Raw genomic sequence first — 17,628 nt, forward strand, 5'->3', positions numbered from 1 at the left:
AAAGGGTAAATTTGTGAAACATTTTCGCACTTTAAAATAAATATATGAAATTCAATACTAAAGCTATTCACGGTGGTCAACACCATGATCCAAGTACAGGAGCCGTTATGCCTCCAGTTTATCAGACGTCAACATTTGTGCAAACAAGTCCTGGAAAACCGGTAAATCCGGATTATGAATATAGCAGGGCCGCGAATCCTACTAGAACAGCATTAGAAAATGCATTAGCAAGTATTGAAAACGGGACGCGAGGTCTGGCTTTTTCGTCAGGATTAGCGGCGACGGATTGTATTTTACGTTCTTTTAAATCTGGTGATGAGATCATCGCCATGGACGATTTATACGGAGGTACTTACAGAATGTTTACCCGTATTTATAAAGATTCGGGAATTAAATTTCATTTTGTTGATATGAACGATTTGGAGAAATTCCAGTCATTAATCAATGAAAACACAAAATTAGTTTGGGTAGAAACCCCAACAAACCCGCTGATGAAATTGGCAGACATTCAAGAAATTGCCAAAATCACCAAAGCAAAGAAAATCCTTTTTGCTGTAGATAATACCTTTGCGACTCCATATTTGCAAAAACCATTAGATTTAGGGGCTGATATTGTGATGCATTCTGCTACGAAATATCTTGGTGGGCATTCTGATGTTATTGCTGGTGCTTTGATTGTAAAGGACGAAGCGCTTGGAGAACAGTTGCATTTTCAACAATTTGCAACGGGAGCTACACTAGGACCCATGGATAGTTTCTTAGTGCTGAGAGGAATTAAAACATTGCATTTACGCGTGCAAAGACATTGTGAAAATGGAGAAAAAGTAGTTGAATTTTTAGACAATCATCCAAAGATTAAAAGAGTTTATTATCCAGGACTGAAAAGTCATCCGTACCATGAAATTGCAAAAAAGCAAATGAGCGGTTTTGGAGGAATGGTTTCCTTTACTTTTGTTTCAGGCAAAAAAGAGGATGCTATTGATTTTCTTGAAAAATTAAAAGTTTTCACTTTGGCAGAATCTTTAGGCGGAGTAGAATCTTTAGCAAATCACCCAGCTTTGATGACACATGCATCGATTCCGGAAGATAAAAGAAAAGAAATTGGAATTACGGATGATCTGGTTCGATTGAGCGTAGGGATAGAAGACGCCGAGGATTTAATTGAAGATTTGAAGCAAGCTTTGGCATAATTTATAATTTAGTTTTCTCTCCTTTAGAAATGTTTTGGAGAGAATAAAAAACCCCCGACTTTGAAATTTTTCAGAGTTGGGGGATTATTCTTTTTAATAAGATTGTATTTCTACTATTGTAGATAATATATGTAGCCAAAATTAAACCAAACCAACCAGTCGTTTGCTTTATTCTCTTTGTAAAGAGCCGGATTAGGATTTAAACCATCCACCCAATTAGAGAAAAAATACTGAAATCTTAAATCAACCATTAAATCCCTTAATGGGCTTAATTTATAACGGGTTCCCACACTTGAAATCACTGACCATACGTTACCTCCTTCGGTAGAAAAACCATAAGGGCGACCATCAGTTGGGGTTAAATATTTAGGGAAAGTAGTCAAAGGTGTTCCTAAAGGTCCCATGGTTGAGTATGCTTTGGCATTGTAATAACTGAATTGAGCTCCAAGACTTACAAAAGGACCTAACTTTCCAATTGTTGAAGTAAAATCACGAATGCTTAAAGGGAAGTATTCTAATTGCATTCCTATATTGGTAATAGCAGTACTCCCTCTCATTGCTCTTAGTTGATCTGCTCCAAGCGAAGTTTTATTTGGCGCTACCCATTCTCCAAAATGTTTTAATTCGGTTTTATTATAGGATAGTTCAGTTCTTAATTTGAAATGATCGTTAAAATAAGTTTCAGGAGTATAGCAATTACAATCAGCTCTGTAAGAAAAATTTAAATAATGAATAATACCAATTCCCATTCCAGTATTTCCAGAATTGGTTTTTAAATCGTGGCGTTCCCCATAGTCAGATTGAAAGGCTATGGGCCCAGCAATAACTCCTATTTCATGGGAAAATCCAAACTGTGCATTTGAATGATGTGAAAAACCCAACAGGATAAATAAAGTTAGCAGTATGCGTTTGATCATTATAAGTTAAATTTTCAAATCTTCACAAATATATAAAAACATCACTCATTAATTAAAAAAATAAAAATTTAAAATAAGTGAACATATCCTTATTTGATTACGAAAAACATAACAATTTCGGGATAAATGGCGGTTTAGAAAAGGATTTCTTTGTATTTGCTTAATAAAAAGATAATTCTATTGATAAAATGAAAAAAAAGAGGGCTATATTCCTAGAAGACGTATATTTGTACTCACTAACGAAAACGTTTTCTTAAACGTTAATAATCTATTAATCATGTCACAAAGTATTACTACTTTTATCGAATCGGTTGCTAAAAAGAATCCGAACGAGCCGGAATTTATGCAGGCAGTTTTAGAAGTTGCTGAAACAGTAATTCCTTTTATAGAAGAAAATAAAAAATACCAAAACAAAATGCTTTTGGAGAGAATGGTCGAGTCAGATCGTATCATTATGTTCCGTGTAACTTGGATTGATGATAAAGGTGAAACTCAAGTAAATAGAGGATATCGTATTCAGATGAATTCAGCTATTGGACCATATAAAGGAGGGCTTCGTTTTCACCCTTCAGTAAATTTAAGTATTTTGAAGTTTTTAGCTTTCGAACAAACTTTCAAGAATAGTTTGACCACATTGCCAATGGGTGGTGGAAAAGGTGGAGCTGATTTTGATCCAAAAGGAAAATCAGATAATGAAGTAATGCGTTTTTGCCAAAGTTTCATGACAGAATTGTGTAAACATATTGGTGCTGATACAGATGTGCCTGCTGGAGACATTGGTGTTGGAGGAAGAGAAGTAGGTTATATGTTTGGTCAATACAAAAGAATCAGAAATGAATTTACTGGTGTTTTAACTGGAAAAGGAATTTCTTTCGGGGGTTCATTAATCAGACCAGAAGCAACAGGTTACGGGGCGGTATATTTTGCTCAAAGTATGTTGGCTACAAAAGGAGATAGTTTTACAGGAAAAACTGTTGTAGTTTCCGGTTCAGGAAATGTAGCGCAATATGCTACTGAAAAAGCAACTCAATTAGGTGGAAAAGTAGTTACAATGTCAGACTCTGCAGGATATATTTATGATGCTGATGGAATTGATGCAGAGAAACTAGCGCACGTAATGGTGATTAAAAATGAGTTAAGAGCTAGAATCAGTGATTATGTAACTAAATATCCAAATGCAAAATATGTTGCAGGGAAACGTCCTTGGGATGTGAAATGTGATATTGCATTACCATGTGCTACTCAAAACGAATTGAATGAAGAGGAGGCAAAAGCTTTAGTAGCGCACGGATGTATCTGTGTTGCTGAAGGAGCAAACATGCCAACTACACCGGACGCAGTGATTGTTTTCCAGAAAGCAAAATTATTATTCGCTCCAGGAAAAGCTTCAAATGCTGGTGGAGTTGCAACTTCAGGTTTAGAAATGTCTCAAAACTCATTACGATTGAGCTGGAGTTCTGAAGAAGTAGACGAAAGATTGAAAGGAATTATGTTGAATATTCACGCTTCTTGTGTGAAATATGGTTCTGATGCAACTGGATATGTTGACTATGTAAAAGGAGCAAACATTGCAGGATTTGTAAAAGTAGCTGATGCTATGCTAGCTCAAGGGGTGGTATAAATCAGTTTTCATTATAATTTAAAATGCCTTCTACCTATATTAAGGATGGAAGGCATTTTTTTTATGTAACAAAATTCTAATACTTTCGTTTGTTCTATATTTGTATACCAATATTTAGGCAAATAATGAAAAATAGGATTTTACATTTTGTAGTGTTAATTACAGTACAGTTGGGTTTTGCCCAAAGCAATTTCTTGTGGCAAGGCTATTTTTCTTATAATGAAATCACAGATCTTTCTGAATCGTCCACCACAATTTATGCGGCTTCTGAAAATGCATTATTTTCTATAAATACTACCACTAGCCTAATTAAAACCACCAATACTGTCGACGGGCTTTCCGGTCAGACCATTTCATCTTTATATCATAGTGAGACATTTAATAAAACATTGGTTGGATATGAAAATGGGTTGATGATAGTCATAAACGAAGTTGATGGAAGTATGTTGAATATAGTTGATATTATTAACAAACAACTTCCACCAAACATAAAAAAAATCAATCATTTCATGGAATTTGAAGGGATTGTTTATGTCTCTTGTGATTTTGGAATTGTTCAGTTTAACTTGGCCACTTTGCAGTTTGGGGATACCTATTTTATTGGTGCGAATGGTGCAGAAATAAGCATATCACAAACTACAAACTACAATGGATTTATATACGCTGCTTCAAATACAGGAATACGAAGGGCTGCTATTTCCAATAAAAACTTAGTGGATTATAAACAATGGGAGTTGATTGCCGCAGGGAGTTGGTCGGGCATAACAACTTTTAGTACCGATTTATTTGCGGTGAACGCTGCAGGGGATATTCATAAATATGATGCTAACGCGAATACTTTTATAGGATATACAGCTCTAGCGCAACCTTTATTAGATATAAGAGCTACGGCTAATTATTTGATAGTAACAACTGTAAATAACATTTATATTTACAACAAAGAAATGACACTCATTCGCCAAATAAATACCAACCAAATTACCGAAAGCAATCCCAGTATTACTTGCGCAACAATTATTGGTAACATCATTTTTATTGGAACCAGAGAAGACGGAATGATTACGACTTCTCTTTCTTCAACTTCAGTTTTTGAAAACAGTACTCCTATGGGACCTTTACGGAATAATATATTTGCGCTTCAAACAACTTCGGATGCGCTTTGGACCGTCTATGGCGATTATACTGTGGATTACAATCCGTATGATTTAGATAGTTACGGTGTGAGTAAATTTAGCAAGAAGGGATGGTTAAATATCCCTTACGAAAAAGTTTTAGGAACAAAATCATTAACCAGAATTACGGTTAATCCCGCAAATGAAAATGAAGTGTATGCCAGTTCTTTTTTCTCAGGGCTACTAAAAATCGTAAATGATGAACCCAAAATTTTGTACAACCAAACCAATAGCGGTCTTGAATCATTGACCTTTCTTGGACCAAGTTATATTGATGTTAGGATAAATGGAGCAGCATTTGATAAATCGGGGAATCTTTGGGTTACCAACAGCAGAATAAAAAATGGACTAAAGGTTTTGAAATCCAGCGGTCAATGGCAAAGTTACGCTATGGATAATATTCTGAATTCAGCGATTGACAATAGTTTTGGAAAAATGGCAATCGATAAAAATGGAACTAAATGGCTTACTACGAACAGAGATGGCGTTGTCGGTTTTAACGAAAGTATCAATAAATTCAAAAAAATAACAGTGGGCCCTGATATGGGTAATTTGCCTATTTCGGATGCAAGGGTTGTTGCGGTCGATAACAGAAACCAACTTTGGATAGGAACCACAAAAGGTTTGCGAATTTTGCCTAATGTTGGTAGTTTCTTATCCGATGATAAATTAACTACTAATCCCATAATTATTTTAGAAGATAATCTGGCGCAAGAATTACTTTACGAACAATTTATTACTGATATTGTTGTTGACGGAGCCAATAATAAATGGATTGGCACCGCCGATTCCGGTGTGTTTTTAGTCTCGCCAAACGGTCAGGAAACCAAGTATCATTTTACGACCAGCAATTCGCCTTTGCCTAGTAATGTTATAAATGACATTGATATTAATAGTACAACAGGAGAAGTTTTTATCGCTACTGCAAAAGGTTTGGTTTCATTCAAAGGTGTTGCGACAGCAGCGAGTGATGATCTAAACAATGTATTTGTGTATCCAAATCCGGTACGGCCAGAATATGAAGGAACCATAAAAATTGCCGGATTACTGGACAAAGCTAATATAAAAATCACGGATATTGAAGGAAATCTTGTTTTCGAAAAGATATCAGAAGGAGGAACAACAGAGTGGGATACGACTGCTTTTGGAAAATACAAAGTGGCCTCAGGGGTGTATATGATATTTATTTCGGCGCAAGACGGAGTAGAAACCAAAGTCAAAAAAGTAATGATAATCAGATAAATTAATAATTCCAAATTACGAATTCCAAATCGTAATTTCGTAATTAATAATTCGTAATTTAATATGCAGGTTAAAACCAAAGCTATCGTCATTTCGTCTTTAAAATTCCAAGAGAAAAGCTTGATTGTAAAGTGCTTTACGCTTTCGCATGGTTTGAAATCTTATTTTGTTCGGGATGCTTTTTCGAGTCGAAAATCCACTCAAAAGATTGCTTATTTTCAACCGATGACGATTCTTGAAATAGAAGCTGTTCATAAAAACAAAGGCACTTTAGAGAATTTCAAGGAGATTAAAATAGCGGCGCCTTTTCATTCGATACATTCGGATATTTACAAAAGCACAATCGTGATGTTTATTTCCGAAATTCTGCACCATGCTATTCACGAAGAAGAAAAAAACGAACACTTATTTACGTTTTTGGAAACGGCTTTGCATTGGTTGGATAATCATGACGAAATCGCTAATTTTCATTTGATTTTAATGTTGGAAACCACAAAATATTTGGGCTTTTATCCGGATATTTCTGATATTGATATGCCTTTTTTCGAAATGACCGAAGGTATTTTCACGCCTTTCCACGCCATCAGTTCACTTACGGAGCATGAAACTAATTTGTTTAAAAAACTGATCGACTTAAAATTCGATAATGATCAAAAAATATTTCATGTCATTGAAAGGCAAATTGTTTTGAAGATATTAATTGATTATTATAGTTATCACCTTGACGGGTTCAAAAAACCAAAATCTTTGGACGTTTTAAAAGAAGTTTTCTCTTAAACTTAAAAATTTTTGAGAAGATATAGGTTTGTTTTTAAAAGTAAAGTATATTTGTCTTTTAATCAAGTTTGTTATTCTTTATGGAAAGCAAGCTTTAACTAATTAATTTTATGGAATCACAAGCAAAACAAGGAGGGGAAATCGAAAAAATTGAAAAAATCACCGGCTACCAACTTCCTAATAAATTTAAAATTGTTGGTTTAGTATTATTTATTGTTTCAGTTCTTTCAATTATTACGTCGCTTAAGCTGTATTTGGTCGGAGTAAAATACTACGATTTATTTGAGAGAATAGCTTTGACTACTATGGTTTTAGGATTGCTTGTCATTTCAGTTTCCCGAGAGAAAATGGAAGATGAGTTAATTGCAAAAATTCGTTTGCAATCGTATAATTATGCAGTTATAGGAACAGTATTATTGTATTTAATGTTGCCATTTATTCATTATGCTATTATTTTTAGTTTCTCATCAATGCCTAAAATGGAGGGCAGTAAGGATATTTCTATTTTAGGACTTTTGCTTAGTGTTCAGATTATTACTTTCAGAAAGTTAAAAAGAGCGTATGATGAAGAATAGACTAAAAGTAGAACGCGCCATTTTAAATTTAACCCAAGAGGAATTAGCAGAGAAAATAGGTGTTTCTAGGCAAACGATAAATTCAATTGAAACCAATCGCTTTGTGCCATCAACAGTTCTGGCGTTAAAATTGTCAAGGTTGTTTGGAAAATCAGTCAATGATTTTTTCGAACTGGATGATGATGACAATAAGGGTTAAATACTTCAATTTGATAAGAAATTCTATTAAATACAAAGTCTTTAAAAATAAAGATACTTTATAAAATTTATTAGAAATTAAAATTCAAAAAACCAAAATCATTAGACATTTTAAAGGAGGTTTTTGCTTAAGATCTCCAAAAGTGAATTTTTTCATATTAATTGTGAAATATTTTACCCGTTTTTCTCTTTTTTCTTTGCATCTTTTCACTCATTTATTCAAAATTCCTTACTTTCGCACCTCGATTTAGAAAAGGATAAAATGAGCACAAAATTTACTGAATACAAAGGACTTGACTTACCAACTGTGGCGTCAGAAGTTTTGGATTTTTGGAAGAAAGAAAACATATTCGAGAAAAGCGTAACCACTCGTGAAGGGAACCCACCATTCGTATTTTTTGAAGGTCCGCCTTCGGCAAATGGATTGCCTGGAATTCACCACGTGATGGCTCGTGCTATTAAAGATATTTTTTGCAGATATAAAACTCAAAAAGGGTTCCAAGTAAAGCGTAAAGCCGGCTGGGACACCCATGGTTTACCTGTGGAATTAGGTACTGAAAAAGAATTAGGGATTACCAAAGAAGATATAGGAAAAACCATTTCTATTGAAGAATATAACGAAGCATGTAAAAAAACCGTGATGCGTTATACGGATGTATGGAATGATTTGACCGAAAAAATGGGCTATTGGGTTGATATGGAAGATCCATATGTGACATACAAATCCAAATATATGGAAACGGTTTGGTGGATTTTGAAACAAATCTACAACAAGGATTTGATGTACAAAGGCTACACAATCCAGCCGTATTCTCCAAAAGCAGGAACAGGATTGTCTTCGCATGAAGTGAATCAACCGGGAAGTTACCGTGATGTAACAGACACGACAGTTGTAGCGCAATTTAAAGTGATTGAAGAACACAAAGAATTATTGTTCTCTAAGTTTTACGATTATATCACTTCAAAAAATTTACAGCATTACAAATTAGAAGCTTTGGATTTAGATGAAATCTATTTCTTGGCTTGGACGACAACACCTTGGACTTTGCCAAGTAATACCGCTTTGACTGTAGGCCCAAGAATTGAATATGCTTTAGTAAAAACATTTAATCAATATACGTTCCGTCCGGCAACATTGATTTTGGCTAAGAATTTAGTTGGAAAACAATTTGGAAAAGGTTTCTTCGAAAGTACTGAACCAGCTGATTTTGAAAATTTCAAAGAGGGAGACAAGAAAATTCCTTACCAAGTTCTTGCTGAATGCAAAGGATCGGATTTAGTTGGAATAAAATACGAACAATTGTTGCTATTTGCATTGCCTTATCAAAACCCAGAAAATGCTTTTAGAGTAATTTCAGGTGATTTTGTAACTACCGAAGACGGAACGGGAATTGTACATACGGCGCCGACATTTGGTGCTGATGACGCAAAAGTAGCCAAAGAAGCTACACCTGAAGTTCCGCCAATGTTAGTTTTGGACGAAAATGGAACTCCGGTTCCGTTAGTAGATTTACAAGGAAAATTTACGTCACATGTTGGTGAATATGCTGGTAAATATGTGAAAAATGAATATTATAACGATGGCGAAGCTCCTGAACGTTCTATAGATGTGGAACTTGCCATTCGATTAAAAGAAGAAAATAGAGCCTTTAAAGTTGAGAAATACGTGCACAGTTATCCACATTGCTGGAGAACAGATAAGCCTATTTTATATTATCCTTTGGATTCTTGGTTCATAAAAATCACGGAGGTTAGAGACAGAATGTTTGACTTGAACGAAACCATCAACTGGAAGCCAAAAGCTACGGGAGAAGGTCGTTTTGGGAATTGGTTGAAAAATGCCAACGACTGGAATTTATCGCGTTCAAGATATTGGGGAATTCCATTGCCAATTTGGAGAACTGAAGAAGGATCGGAAGAGATTCTGATTGGTTCTGTAGAAGAATTATATAACGAAATAGAAAAATCAATTGTTGCAGGTTTCCAAAAAGAAAATCCTTTTAAAGGTTTCGAAATTGGAAATATGGAAGAATCCAATTATGATTTGATCGATTTGCATAAAAATGTAGTCGATGAAATCACGTTGGTTTCTGCTTCGGGAAAACCGATGAAGCGTGAAGCTGATTTGATTGACGTTTGGTTTGATTCGGGTTCAATGCCTTATGCACAATGGCATTATCCTTTTGAAAACAAAGATAAAATTGACCAAAATAAAGATTTTCCAGCTGATTTCATTGCAGAAGGAGTAGATCAAACGCGTGGCTGGTTTTATACTTTGCACGCTATAGGAACGTTAGTTTTTGATAAAGTAGCGTATAAAAATGTAGTTTCAAACGGATTGGTTTTAGACAAAAACGGACAAAAAATGTCTAAACGTTTAGGAAATGCTGCAGATCCTTTTGAAACATTAAAAGAATACGGCCCTGATGCAACGCGCTGGTACATGATATCGAATGCGAATCCTTGGGACAACTTGAAGTTTGACTTAGAAGGAATTGCTGAGGTTCGACGTAAGTTCTTTGGAACCTTATACAATACGTATTCGTTCTTTAGTTTATATGCCAATATTGATGGCTTCAAATTTGAAGAAACAGAAATTCCAGTAAATGAAAGACCCGAAATTGATCAATGGATTATTTCAGAATTGAACACCTTGGTAAAAGATGTAGATGGTTTTTATGCGGATTACGAACCAACCAAAGCGGCTCGTGCAATCTCCGAATTTGTTCAGGAAAACTTGAGTAACTGGTACGTTCGTTTGTGCAGAAGACGCTTCTGGAAAGGCGAATATGCGCAGGACAAAATCGCTGCTTATCAAACTTTATATACCTGTTTATTGACCATAAGTAAACTTGGCGCACCTATTGCTCCATTCTTTATGGACAAACTTTACAGAGACTTAACAGTAGCAACACAGTCAGAAAAGTACGACAGTGTACATTTGGCGGAGTTCCCAATTTCGGTTGAAAACTATGTTAATAAAATGTTAGAGAGCAAAATGCAGAAGGCACAGACCATCTCATCATTGGTTTTATCACTCAGAAAAAAGGAAATGATAAAGGTGCGTCAACCTTTGCAAAAGGTAATGATACCGGTGCTTGACGAGAATCAGAGAGCTGAAATTGAGGCCGTTTCTGACCTTATAAAAGCAGAGGTGAACGTAAAAGAAATCGTACTTTTGGATGATGCATCAGGTGTTTTAGTGAAACAAATTAAGCCTAATTTTAAGGCTCTTGGACCCCGTTTTGGAAAAGATATGGGCTTGATTTCTAAGGAAATACAAGGATTTTCAAAAGAACAGATCAGCCAATTAGACAAGGAAGGAAGTCTGAATATTGTTATTGCAGGAAATAACGTAATTTTAACTTTAGAAGATGTAGAAATAACATCACAAGATATTGAAGGTTGGCTGGTTGCCAATGCTAACGGAATAACGGTTGCGCTTGATATTACAATTTCTGAGGAGTTGAAGCAAGAGGGGATTGCAAGAGAATTGGTAAACAGAATTCAGAATATCCGTAAAGATTCAGGATTTGAAGTTACTGATAAAATTAAGGTTCAATTGAAAAGAAATGGACTTTTGGAACAAGCGATTCTTAAAAATGTAGACTATATTAAATCGGAAACATTAACTAGTGAGCTGGTTTTTGTAGATGAAATAGAAAACGGTACGGAAATTGAATTTGACGAAATAAAAACAATGCTATTAATTTCAAAATAATACAAAATGGTAGATGAAGCTACAAGGTACTCTGACGCAGATTTAGCAGAGTTCAAAGAGATAATACTTAACAAAATACAGAAAGCACAAGCAGATCTAGATTTGATCAAAAGTGCGTATATGAATGATTTGAATAATGGTACTGACGATACGTCTCCAACATTTAAAGCATTCGAAGAAGGAAGCGAAACTATGTCTAAAGAAGCAAACTCGCAACTGGCGATTCGTCAGGAGAAGTTTATTCGTGATTTAAAGAATGCGCTCTTCCGTGTAGAAAATAAAACATACGGTGTATGTAAAGTTACCGGGAAATTAATTGGGAAAGAAAGATTGAAAATCGTTCCTCACGCTACAATGAGTATCGAAGCAAAAAATTTGCAAAGATAAACCAGTTGTTGTGTAATATTTAACGCTCCTAAGGGAGCGTTTTTTTTGATTAAATTGTTATTTTTACGCCATTAAAATTTATAAAATGTCATTACGAAAAGCGTATCTCCTTATTTTTATTATATTACTTGTTGATCAAGTTTCAAAAATATACATTAAAACTAATTTTATTTTAGGAGAAGAAGTTGAAGTATTCAAATGGTTTAAAATTCTTTTCATCGAAAATGAAGGAATGGCTTGGGGAACTGTAATTCCGGGAGCTTACGGAAAATTATTCCTGACGCTTTTTAGATTAGTAGCCGTAGGTGGAATTGGCTATTGGTTGTGGGATTCTGTGGAAAGAAAACACAGCTCTAATTACTTAATTGTGGCTATTGCATTAATCCTTGCAGGAGCTTTTGGAAATATAATAGATTCTGTTTTTTACGGAGTTATATTTGACGACAGTCACCAGCAATTGGCCACATTGTTTACAGACAGACCATATGGAACATGGTTTCACGGTAAAGTAGTCGATATGTTTTATTTTCCTTTTTGGCAGGGAGATTTACCTACTTGGGTGCCAATATGGGGCGGAAGAAATTTCACTTTTTTTAATGCTATTTTCAATATAGCCGATATGGCTATTTCAACAGGTGTGGGAATCTTGATTTTTTTCAATAAAAAAGCTTTTCATCACAAATAGATTTAACCCTCTTTCATAAAATAAAAAAGACCTATTTCAAATTATGAAATAGGTCTTTTTTTTATTTGTTTTGTCCTGGAGCGTAACGTTTAGCACTTTTTCCACCATATATTTTTTTTGCCTGTCCAGGAGGAAGTTGCTTAGACTTATAAGAGGCTCTGTTTGATGTTGTTCCCACCCTAACTGCACAGTTAGATAGCGAAATCGCAAATATGGCAACTAGAATAGTTACTGCGAATCTTGAATTTTTAAATATTTTCATAGTTTGTTTCGGTTTTATCCTTTGCGAAAGTACGGATTAAAAAATTAAAAGGAATAGATTGAATTTGGCGTAACGCAAAAATCCAATTGTATGTCACCTTCAAAGACATCTGCAATTGATTCTTCGGCTTCAAAAAAAGATAGGCCAATTTTAATTGTTTCCGGTTTGCATTCTGATAAAAATTTGTCATAAAAACCCTTTCCATAACCCACACGATGCCCTTTTTTATCGAAAGCCAAAAGCGGGACAAAAACCACCTCAATTTTATGGGAAGGAACTTCTCCCGAAACTTCGGGACCATCAACAGGTTCCGGGATATTGTATTCGTTTTTTTTAATTTTGGTATTATCCGTAAGTAAAAAATGGGTCATTTTTTTAGAGTCAAAATCACTTTTAGAAATAATGATTTCCTTGTCTTTACCAGAAAGCAGATGCAGAATAAATTCGGTATTTACTTCCTGATGTTCCGTTATAGGCAAGAAAATATGAAAATAGCTTTTCTCCCAAATGGGAAGTTTCAGCAGTTTATTGGCAATGGCCAAACTCATTTCCTCCAACTCATTTTCAGAAAGTTGTTTCCGTAATGCTTTGTATTTTTGTCGTAATTCCTTTTTTAGCATGAATAGTCGCTTTTAAATCGGTTATAAAAGTACTCAAATGATCCACTTCAACGTGGTCCATAATCACAATTTTATACCATTGATTGCCATTACCGTGTTTTTGAGGAACCAAATCGTATTTTTCTTCCAATGCTTTGGTAATGTGTTCTGACGGAATTGTTACAATGTTCATATACGGTTCCCTGAAATAAGTCAGATTCAATTTATCCAACTGTTCGCATAGCCACTCGGTTCGCATTTGTAAAACACGTATTTTTTCGCACCACCCAAAAGGACCATAGGTGAATAATATCATCCAAACCGCTATGGCATTTGCCCCCGAGCGGCTTCCGCAAAGCGTCAAATCCATTCCTTCAACATATTCTGCTTCTTTGGTCAGTACGTTTTCGATTAAACCTTTGCGGCAAATGAACACGCCGGTTCCGTAGGGAGCCTGAAGCATTTTGTGTGCGTCAATGGTTATAGAGCTGATTTTTGGATTCTCAAAATTGATGTCGCAATCTTTATTGCTAAAAGGATAAACAAATCCGCCATAGGCTCCATCAATGTGCAGTTTATATGTTAGCTGATGTTTTTCCAGTATCTGGATATAATTATCCGGATTGTCTACGGCGCCAAACATGGTAGTTCCCATATTTGAAATTATGATGAAATATTTTTTACCCCGCTCTTTTGCATTGATAATGATATTTTCGAGAGAAAAAACATCGATGACACGGGTTTTGAAATCAACGGGGATTTTTAACCAATCGAGCATCAATAAATTAGCAGCTTTCGGAATGGAATAATGAGTGTCTTCTGAGGCAATAATTGCTATTTCTACAGGTTTTGCATTCCGTTTATACATAAAATAATTGCGATACATCCAGATGGCTTGAATATTTGCTTCTGTTCCGCCGGGAGCAATGTAGCCGTCAAAAGAATCGGGTTGCGCTTTGAAAATATCCACGGCAAGAACATTCAAGACCTCACGTTCCATTTCCTGAGTTCCTTTGAATGCTTTTTCGGAAGTGCCAAGGGTGTGGCATCCAATATGATTGGGATTGGCTACATAGGTTTGAAGAGTGGGTGCATCTTTCAGGAAAGGAGCGTCACTATTGAATACTTTTCCGTCTAATTTAGATGCAGGATAACCCAAGGAAGCATCATGGGCAAAATTCACGTTTTCGTTCAACGCTTTTTGAATGCGCTCTTGTCTTTCTTTTTGGGGTAATTTTTTCCAGAATTGCATACCAATAGTTTTAGTCAAAACTATTGGTATAAAACGATAAAAAACATGATAATTATTAGGTTTTGGTTTCCCTAAAATAGTGTTGATTAATAAAATAAATATTTACCCAAAAGAACTACTGTTCCTCTCCATTTTCAGTAGTATTCGACATGTGATAAATAGCATCGCCTTCATATACAATAGGCGAAAGATTTGCATTTATTACGTAGCCATCATTTGGTGCTTTTACTTTTCGTTCAAATTTTCCATAAGGATCCGTTATGGTTGCCAGGACGGAACCTTTTTTCAAAAAGGTTCCAATGGTGTTGTAGTCGTGCAGTAAGCCGGAACATTTGGCTCTGACCCAACCGGATTTTTCAATATAGATAGTTGGCGTTTTTTGCTGCATTACATTGTGTTTTGGATCTAACATGTCAAGATGGGAAAGCAATCGTTTCACTCCATTTACGCCTTCATCGGCGATATGATTATTGATGTCTAGGGATTTTCCACCTTCAAAAAGCAGCATTTTCACATCTAATTTTTCACTTGCGCTCCTAAAGGAACCCGCAATATTTTTTGAATACAAAGTAAATGGAGCATTGAAAACATCAGCTAATATTTTTAATTCTTCATTATGTTGTGCGAGACGAATTTGTGGAGCATTGAATCGGCTGGCTCCACCGGCATGAAAATCTACGGCGTAATTTACAACCGGCATGATTTCACTCAATATATGAAAAGCAAATCTGCTGGCTAAAGAACCGGTTTTACTTCCTGGAAACACTCTGTTTAAATCTCGTCCATCAGGAAATTCTCTTGACTTATTGACAAATCCATATACGTTTATAATAGGAATACAGATGATAGTTCCTTTTTTTGGTTTGTTTATTTTTTTACTGATAAGTTGCCGAACGATTTCTACACCATTAATTTCGTCACCATGAATTCCTGCTGAAAACAGTACAACTGGTCCGTCAATTTTAGAACGACGAACAATTACGGGGATATTTAATTTTGTTGTGGTATGCAATCGGGCGATTTCCACATTGACGGTTTTGCTTTCGCCTGGGATAATGCTTTCGCCAAAAATTATTATTGGTGCGGAATTATTTTTTATCATAAGTTCTTGAAACCATAAAAATAAGGATAATAACGAATTAGAAACAAAAATTCCAACAAAAATTTCAACAGAAAGATTTCAATAGCATTGATTTGTATTTCGGGATTTTTGAGATTAACTTTGTTACATGAATTTAGCAACTTTAACCCTTCAAATCCAAACCTTGCCTGATAGTCCTGGTGTTTATCAATATTACGACAAGGAAGGGAAAATTTTGTATGTTGGCAAAGCCAAAAATTTAAAAAAAAGGGTGTCTTCTTATTTTAATAAAATTCATGATACAGCTAAAACCAATGTGCTTGTAAAGAAGATTGTAACCATAAAACACATTGTTGTTCCTACGGAAACTGATGCGCTTTTACTGGAAAATAACCTAATAAAAACCTTGCAACCACGATATAATGTGTTGTTGCGCGATGACAAGAGTTATCCTTGGTTGTGTATTAAAAAAGAACCTTTTTCGCGCATTTTTGCCACCAGACGCATGGTCAAAGATGGGTCGGAATATTTTGGACCTTATACGAGTTTTAAAACGGTGAGCACTATTCTGGAACTGATCAAAGAATTGTATCCGCTTAGAACCTGCAATTATGATTTAAGTAAAAGCAATATCGAAAGCGGGAAATTCAAAGTTTGTCTCGAATATCATATTGGTAATTGCATGGGGCCTTGTGAAGGTTTTGAAACTTTAGAAAATTATCAAAAGCAAGTTGATGCTATTCGCGAAATCTTAAAAGGAAATTTCAAGGAAAGTATGAAAGATTTCAAACGGGTCATGACGAATCTTGCCGCTGACATGCATTTTGAAGAAGCTCAAAAAATCAAAGAAAAAATAGAAATACTGGAAAATTACCAATCACGCTCTACGATTGTGAACCCAAAAATCACCAATATCGATGTGTTTTCGATAGTTTCAGATGAAAGTGCCGCCTATGTGAATTTTCTCCAAATTTCTCATGGTTCGATTATTCGTTCGCACACGATGGAAATCAAAAAAAAACTGGATGAAACCGATGAAGAATTATTAGAATTGGCTATTATAGAATTGAGAGAGCGTTTTCATTTGTTGTCTCGAGAGGTAATCGTTCCTTTTCACGTTGATTTGGGAGAAAACATAAAAATCACCGTTCCGCAATTGGGAGATAAAAAGCAAATTCTGGATTTATCGATTCGTAATGCTAAGTTTTACCGAATTGAACAATTGAAACAACTTCAAATTGTAGATCCGGATCGCCATACGAAAAGGATTATGGCCCAAATGCAAAAAGACTTGCGATTGCCAGTCGAACCAAGACATATTGAATGTTTTGATAACTCGAATATTCAAGGAACAAATCCTGTAGCGGCTTGTGTGGTTTTTAAGGATGGAAAACCGAGTAAGAAAGACTATCGCCATTTTAATATAAAAACAGTCGAAGGGCCGGATGATTTTGCTTCGATGACTGAAGTCGTCTACAGAAGATACAAACGATTGCTCGATGAAAATGAACCGCTACCGAATTTAATTATTATTGACGGTGGAAAAGGACAATTGTCATCGGCATTGAAAAGTATCGATGAGTTGGGTTTGAGAGGAAAAATTGCCATAATTGGTATTGCAAAAAGATTGGAAGAGTTGTTTTATCCCGGTGATTCCATCCCTTTGTATTTGGATAAAAAATCAGAAACCCTGAAAGTAATCCAGCAATTGCGTAATGAGGCGCATCGTTTTGGGATTACACATCATAGAGATAAAAGGAGTAAAGCGGCACTAAATTCTTCGATAGAAAGCATTCCTGGAATTGGAGAAAAAACAATGCTCGCATTAATTCAACATTTTAAGAGTGTTAAAAGATTAAAGTTGGCTGCAGAAAAAGAAATTTCTGACGTTATAGGTATATCAAAAGCCAAAAAAATTGTCGAATTTTACAAGGCAACAAATGATTAAT

Annotated in this window: 15 protein-coding genes; 10 read left to right on the forward strand and 5 right to left on the reverse strand. The window is 35.3% G+C overall.

The genetic code is table 11. The features are described from left to right. Nucleotides 1–44 precede the first annotated feature (44 nt). Complete coding sequence (locus ACFX5F_RS00315) at nt 45–1,190, forward strand: cystathionine gamma-synthase (RefSeq protein ID WP_073209168.1); 1,146 nt, start codon at nt 45–47, stop codon at nt 1,188–1,190. A gap of 113 nt (nt 1,191–1,303) precedes the next feature. Here ACFX5F_RS00315 and ACFX5F_RS00320 read toward each other — a convergent pair whose 3' ends face one another. Next, nucleotides 1,304–2,107, reverse strand: coding sequence for a THC0290_0291 family protein (locus tag ACFX5F_RS00320; protein WP_379848821.1), 804 nt, complete (start codon nt 2,105–2,107; stop codon nt 1,304–1,306). A gap of 277 nt (nt 2,108–2,384) precedes the next feature. Between ACFX5F_RS00320 and gdhA the strand changes: the two genes are divergently transcribed. From gdhA to ACFX5F_RS00360, 8 genes are all read left to right on the forward strand, one after another. After that, entirely contained in the window at nt 2,385–3,728 is a 1,344-nt protein-coding gene (gene gdhA, locus ACFX5F_RS00325; RefSeq protein WP_379848823.1) for an NADP-specific glutamate dehydrogenase, read from the forward strand. Between the two features lie 125 nt (nt 3,729–3,853). After that, nucleotides 3,854–6,142, forward strand: coding sequence for a type IX secretion system anionic LPS delivery protein PorZ (gene porZ, locus ACFX5F_RS00330; RefSeq protein WP_379848825.1), 2,289 nt, complete (start codon nt 3,854–3,856; stop codon nt 6,140–6,142). Nucleotides 6,143–6,205: 63 nt separating this feature from the next. Further along, nucleotides 6,206–6,919: a DNA repair protein RecO gene (recO, locus tag ACFX5F_RS00335; RefSeq protein WP_379848827.1), complete on the forward strand. Its 714-nt coding sequence runs from the start codon at nt 6,206–6,208 to the stop codon at nt 6,917–6,919. Between the two features lie 110 nt (nt 6,920–7,029). Then, complete coding sequence (locus ACFX5F_RS00340) at nt 7,030–7,494, forward strand: hypothetical protein (protein ID WP_379848829.1); 465 nt, start codon at nt 7,030–7,032, stop codon at nt 7,492–7,494. Further along, the gene (locus ACFX5F_RS00345) at nt 7,481–7,693 is read left to right on the forward strand and encodes a helix-turn-helix transcriptional regulator (protein WP_379848831.1); all 213 of its coding nucleotides are present in this window, start codon (nt 7,481–7,483) and stop codon (nt 7,691–7,693) included. Before ACFX5F_RS00340 ends, ACFX5F_RS00345 begins: the two co-directional genes overlap by 14 nt. 261 nt (nt 7,694–7,954) lie before the next feature. Next, nucleotides 7,955–11,413 carry an isoleucine--tRNA ligase gene (ileS, locus tag ACFX5F_RS00350; protein WP_379848833.1) on the forward strand — a complete coding sequence of 1,153 codons (3,459 nt, stop codon included), beginning with the start codon at nt 7,955–7,957 and terminating at the stop codon, nt 11,411–11,413. 6 nt (nt 11,414–11,419) lie between these two features. Continuing rightward, nucleotides 11,420–11,800 (forward strand): TraR/DksA family transcriptional regulator, encoded by a 381-nt coding sequence (locus tag ACFX5F_RS00355; protein ID WP_073209154.1) that lies wholly within the window; start codon nt 11,420–11,422, stop codon nt 11,798–11,800. Between the two features lie 85 nt (nt 11,801–11,885). Next, nucleotides 11,886–12,485 carry a lipoprotein signal peptidase gene (locus ACFX5F_RS00360; protein ID WP_379848835.1) on the forward strand — a complete coding sequence of 200 codons (600 nt, stop codon included), beginning with the start codon at nt 11,886–11,888 and terminating at the stop codon, nt 12,483–12,485. Nucleotides 12,486–12,546: 61 nt separating this feature from the next. Here the strand turns inward: ACFX5F_RS00360 and ACFX5F_RS00365 are convergent, their stop codons facing one another. From ACFX5F_RS00365 to ACFX5F_RS00380, 4 genes are all read right to left on the reverse strand, one after another. Beyond that, nucleotides 12,547–12,747: a hypothetical protein gene (locus tag ACFX5F_RS00365; RefSeq protein WP_379848837.1), complete on the reverse strand. Its 201-nt coding sequence runs from the start codon at nt 12,745–12,747 to the stop codon at nt 12,547–12,549. 44 nt (nt 12,748–12,791) lie between these two features. Further along, nucleotides 12,792–13,367, reverse strand: a complete 576-nt coding sequence (locus tag ACFX5F_RS00370) for a 5-formyltetrahydrofolate cyclo-ligase (RefSeq protein ID WP_379848839.1) — start codon at nt 13,365–13,367, stop codon at nt 12,792–12,794. Then, nucleotides 13,312–14,598 (reverse strand): pyridoxal phosphate-dependent decarboxylase family protein, encoded by a 1,287-nt coding sequence (locus tag ACFX5F_RS00375; protein WP_379848841.1) that lies wholly within the window; start codon nt 14,596–14,598, stop codon nt 13,312–13,314. Before ACFX5F_RS00375 ends, ACFX5F_RS00370 begins: the two co-directional genes overlap by 56 nt. Before the next feature lie 115 nt (nt 14,599–14,713). Then, nucleotides 14,714–15,700 carry a succinylglutamate desuccinylase/aspartoacylase family protein gene (locus ACFX5F_RS00380; protein WP_379848843.1) on the reverse strand — a complete coding sequence of 329 codons (987 nt, stop codon included), beginning with the start codon at nt 15,698–15,700 and terminating at the stop codon, nt 14,714–14,716. Between the two features lie 127 nt (nt 15,701–15,827). On the opposite strand from ACFX5F_RS00380, the gene uvrC reads away from it, so the two are divergent. Further along, a complete protein-coding gene (gene uvrC, locus ACFX5F_RS00385) occupies nt 15,828–17,627 on the forward strand; it encodes an excinuclease ABC subunit UvrC (RefSeq protein ID WP_379848845.1) in 1,800 nt (599 codons plus the stop codon). Nucleotide 17,628: the final 1 nt, after the last annotated feature.

This window comes from Flavobacterium zhoui (assembly GCF_042787235.1).
Taxonomy (GTDB): domain Bacteria; phylum Bacteroidota; class Bacteroidia; order Flavobacteriales; family Flavobacteriaceae; genus Flavobacterium; species Flavobacterium zhoui.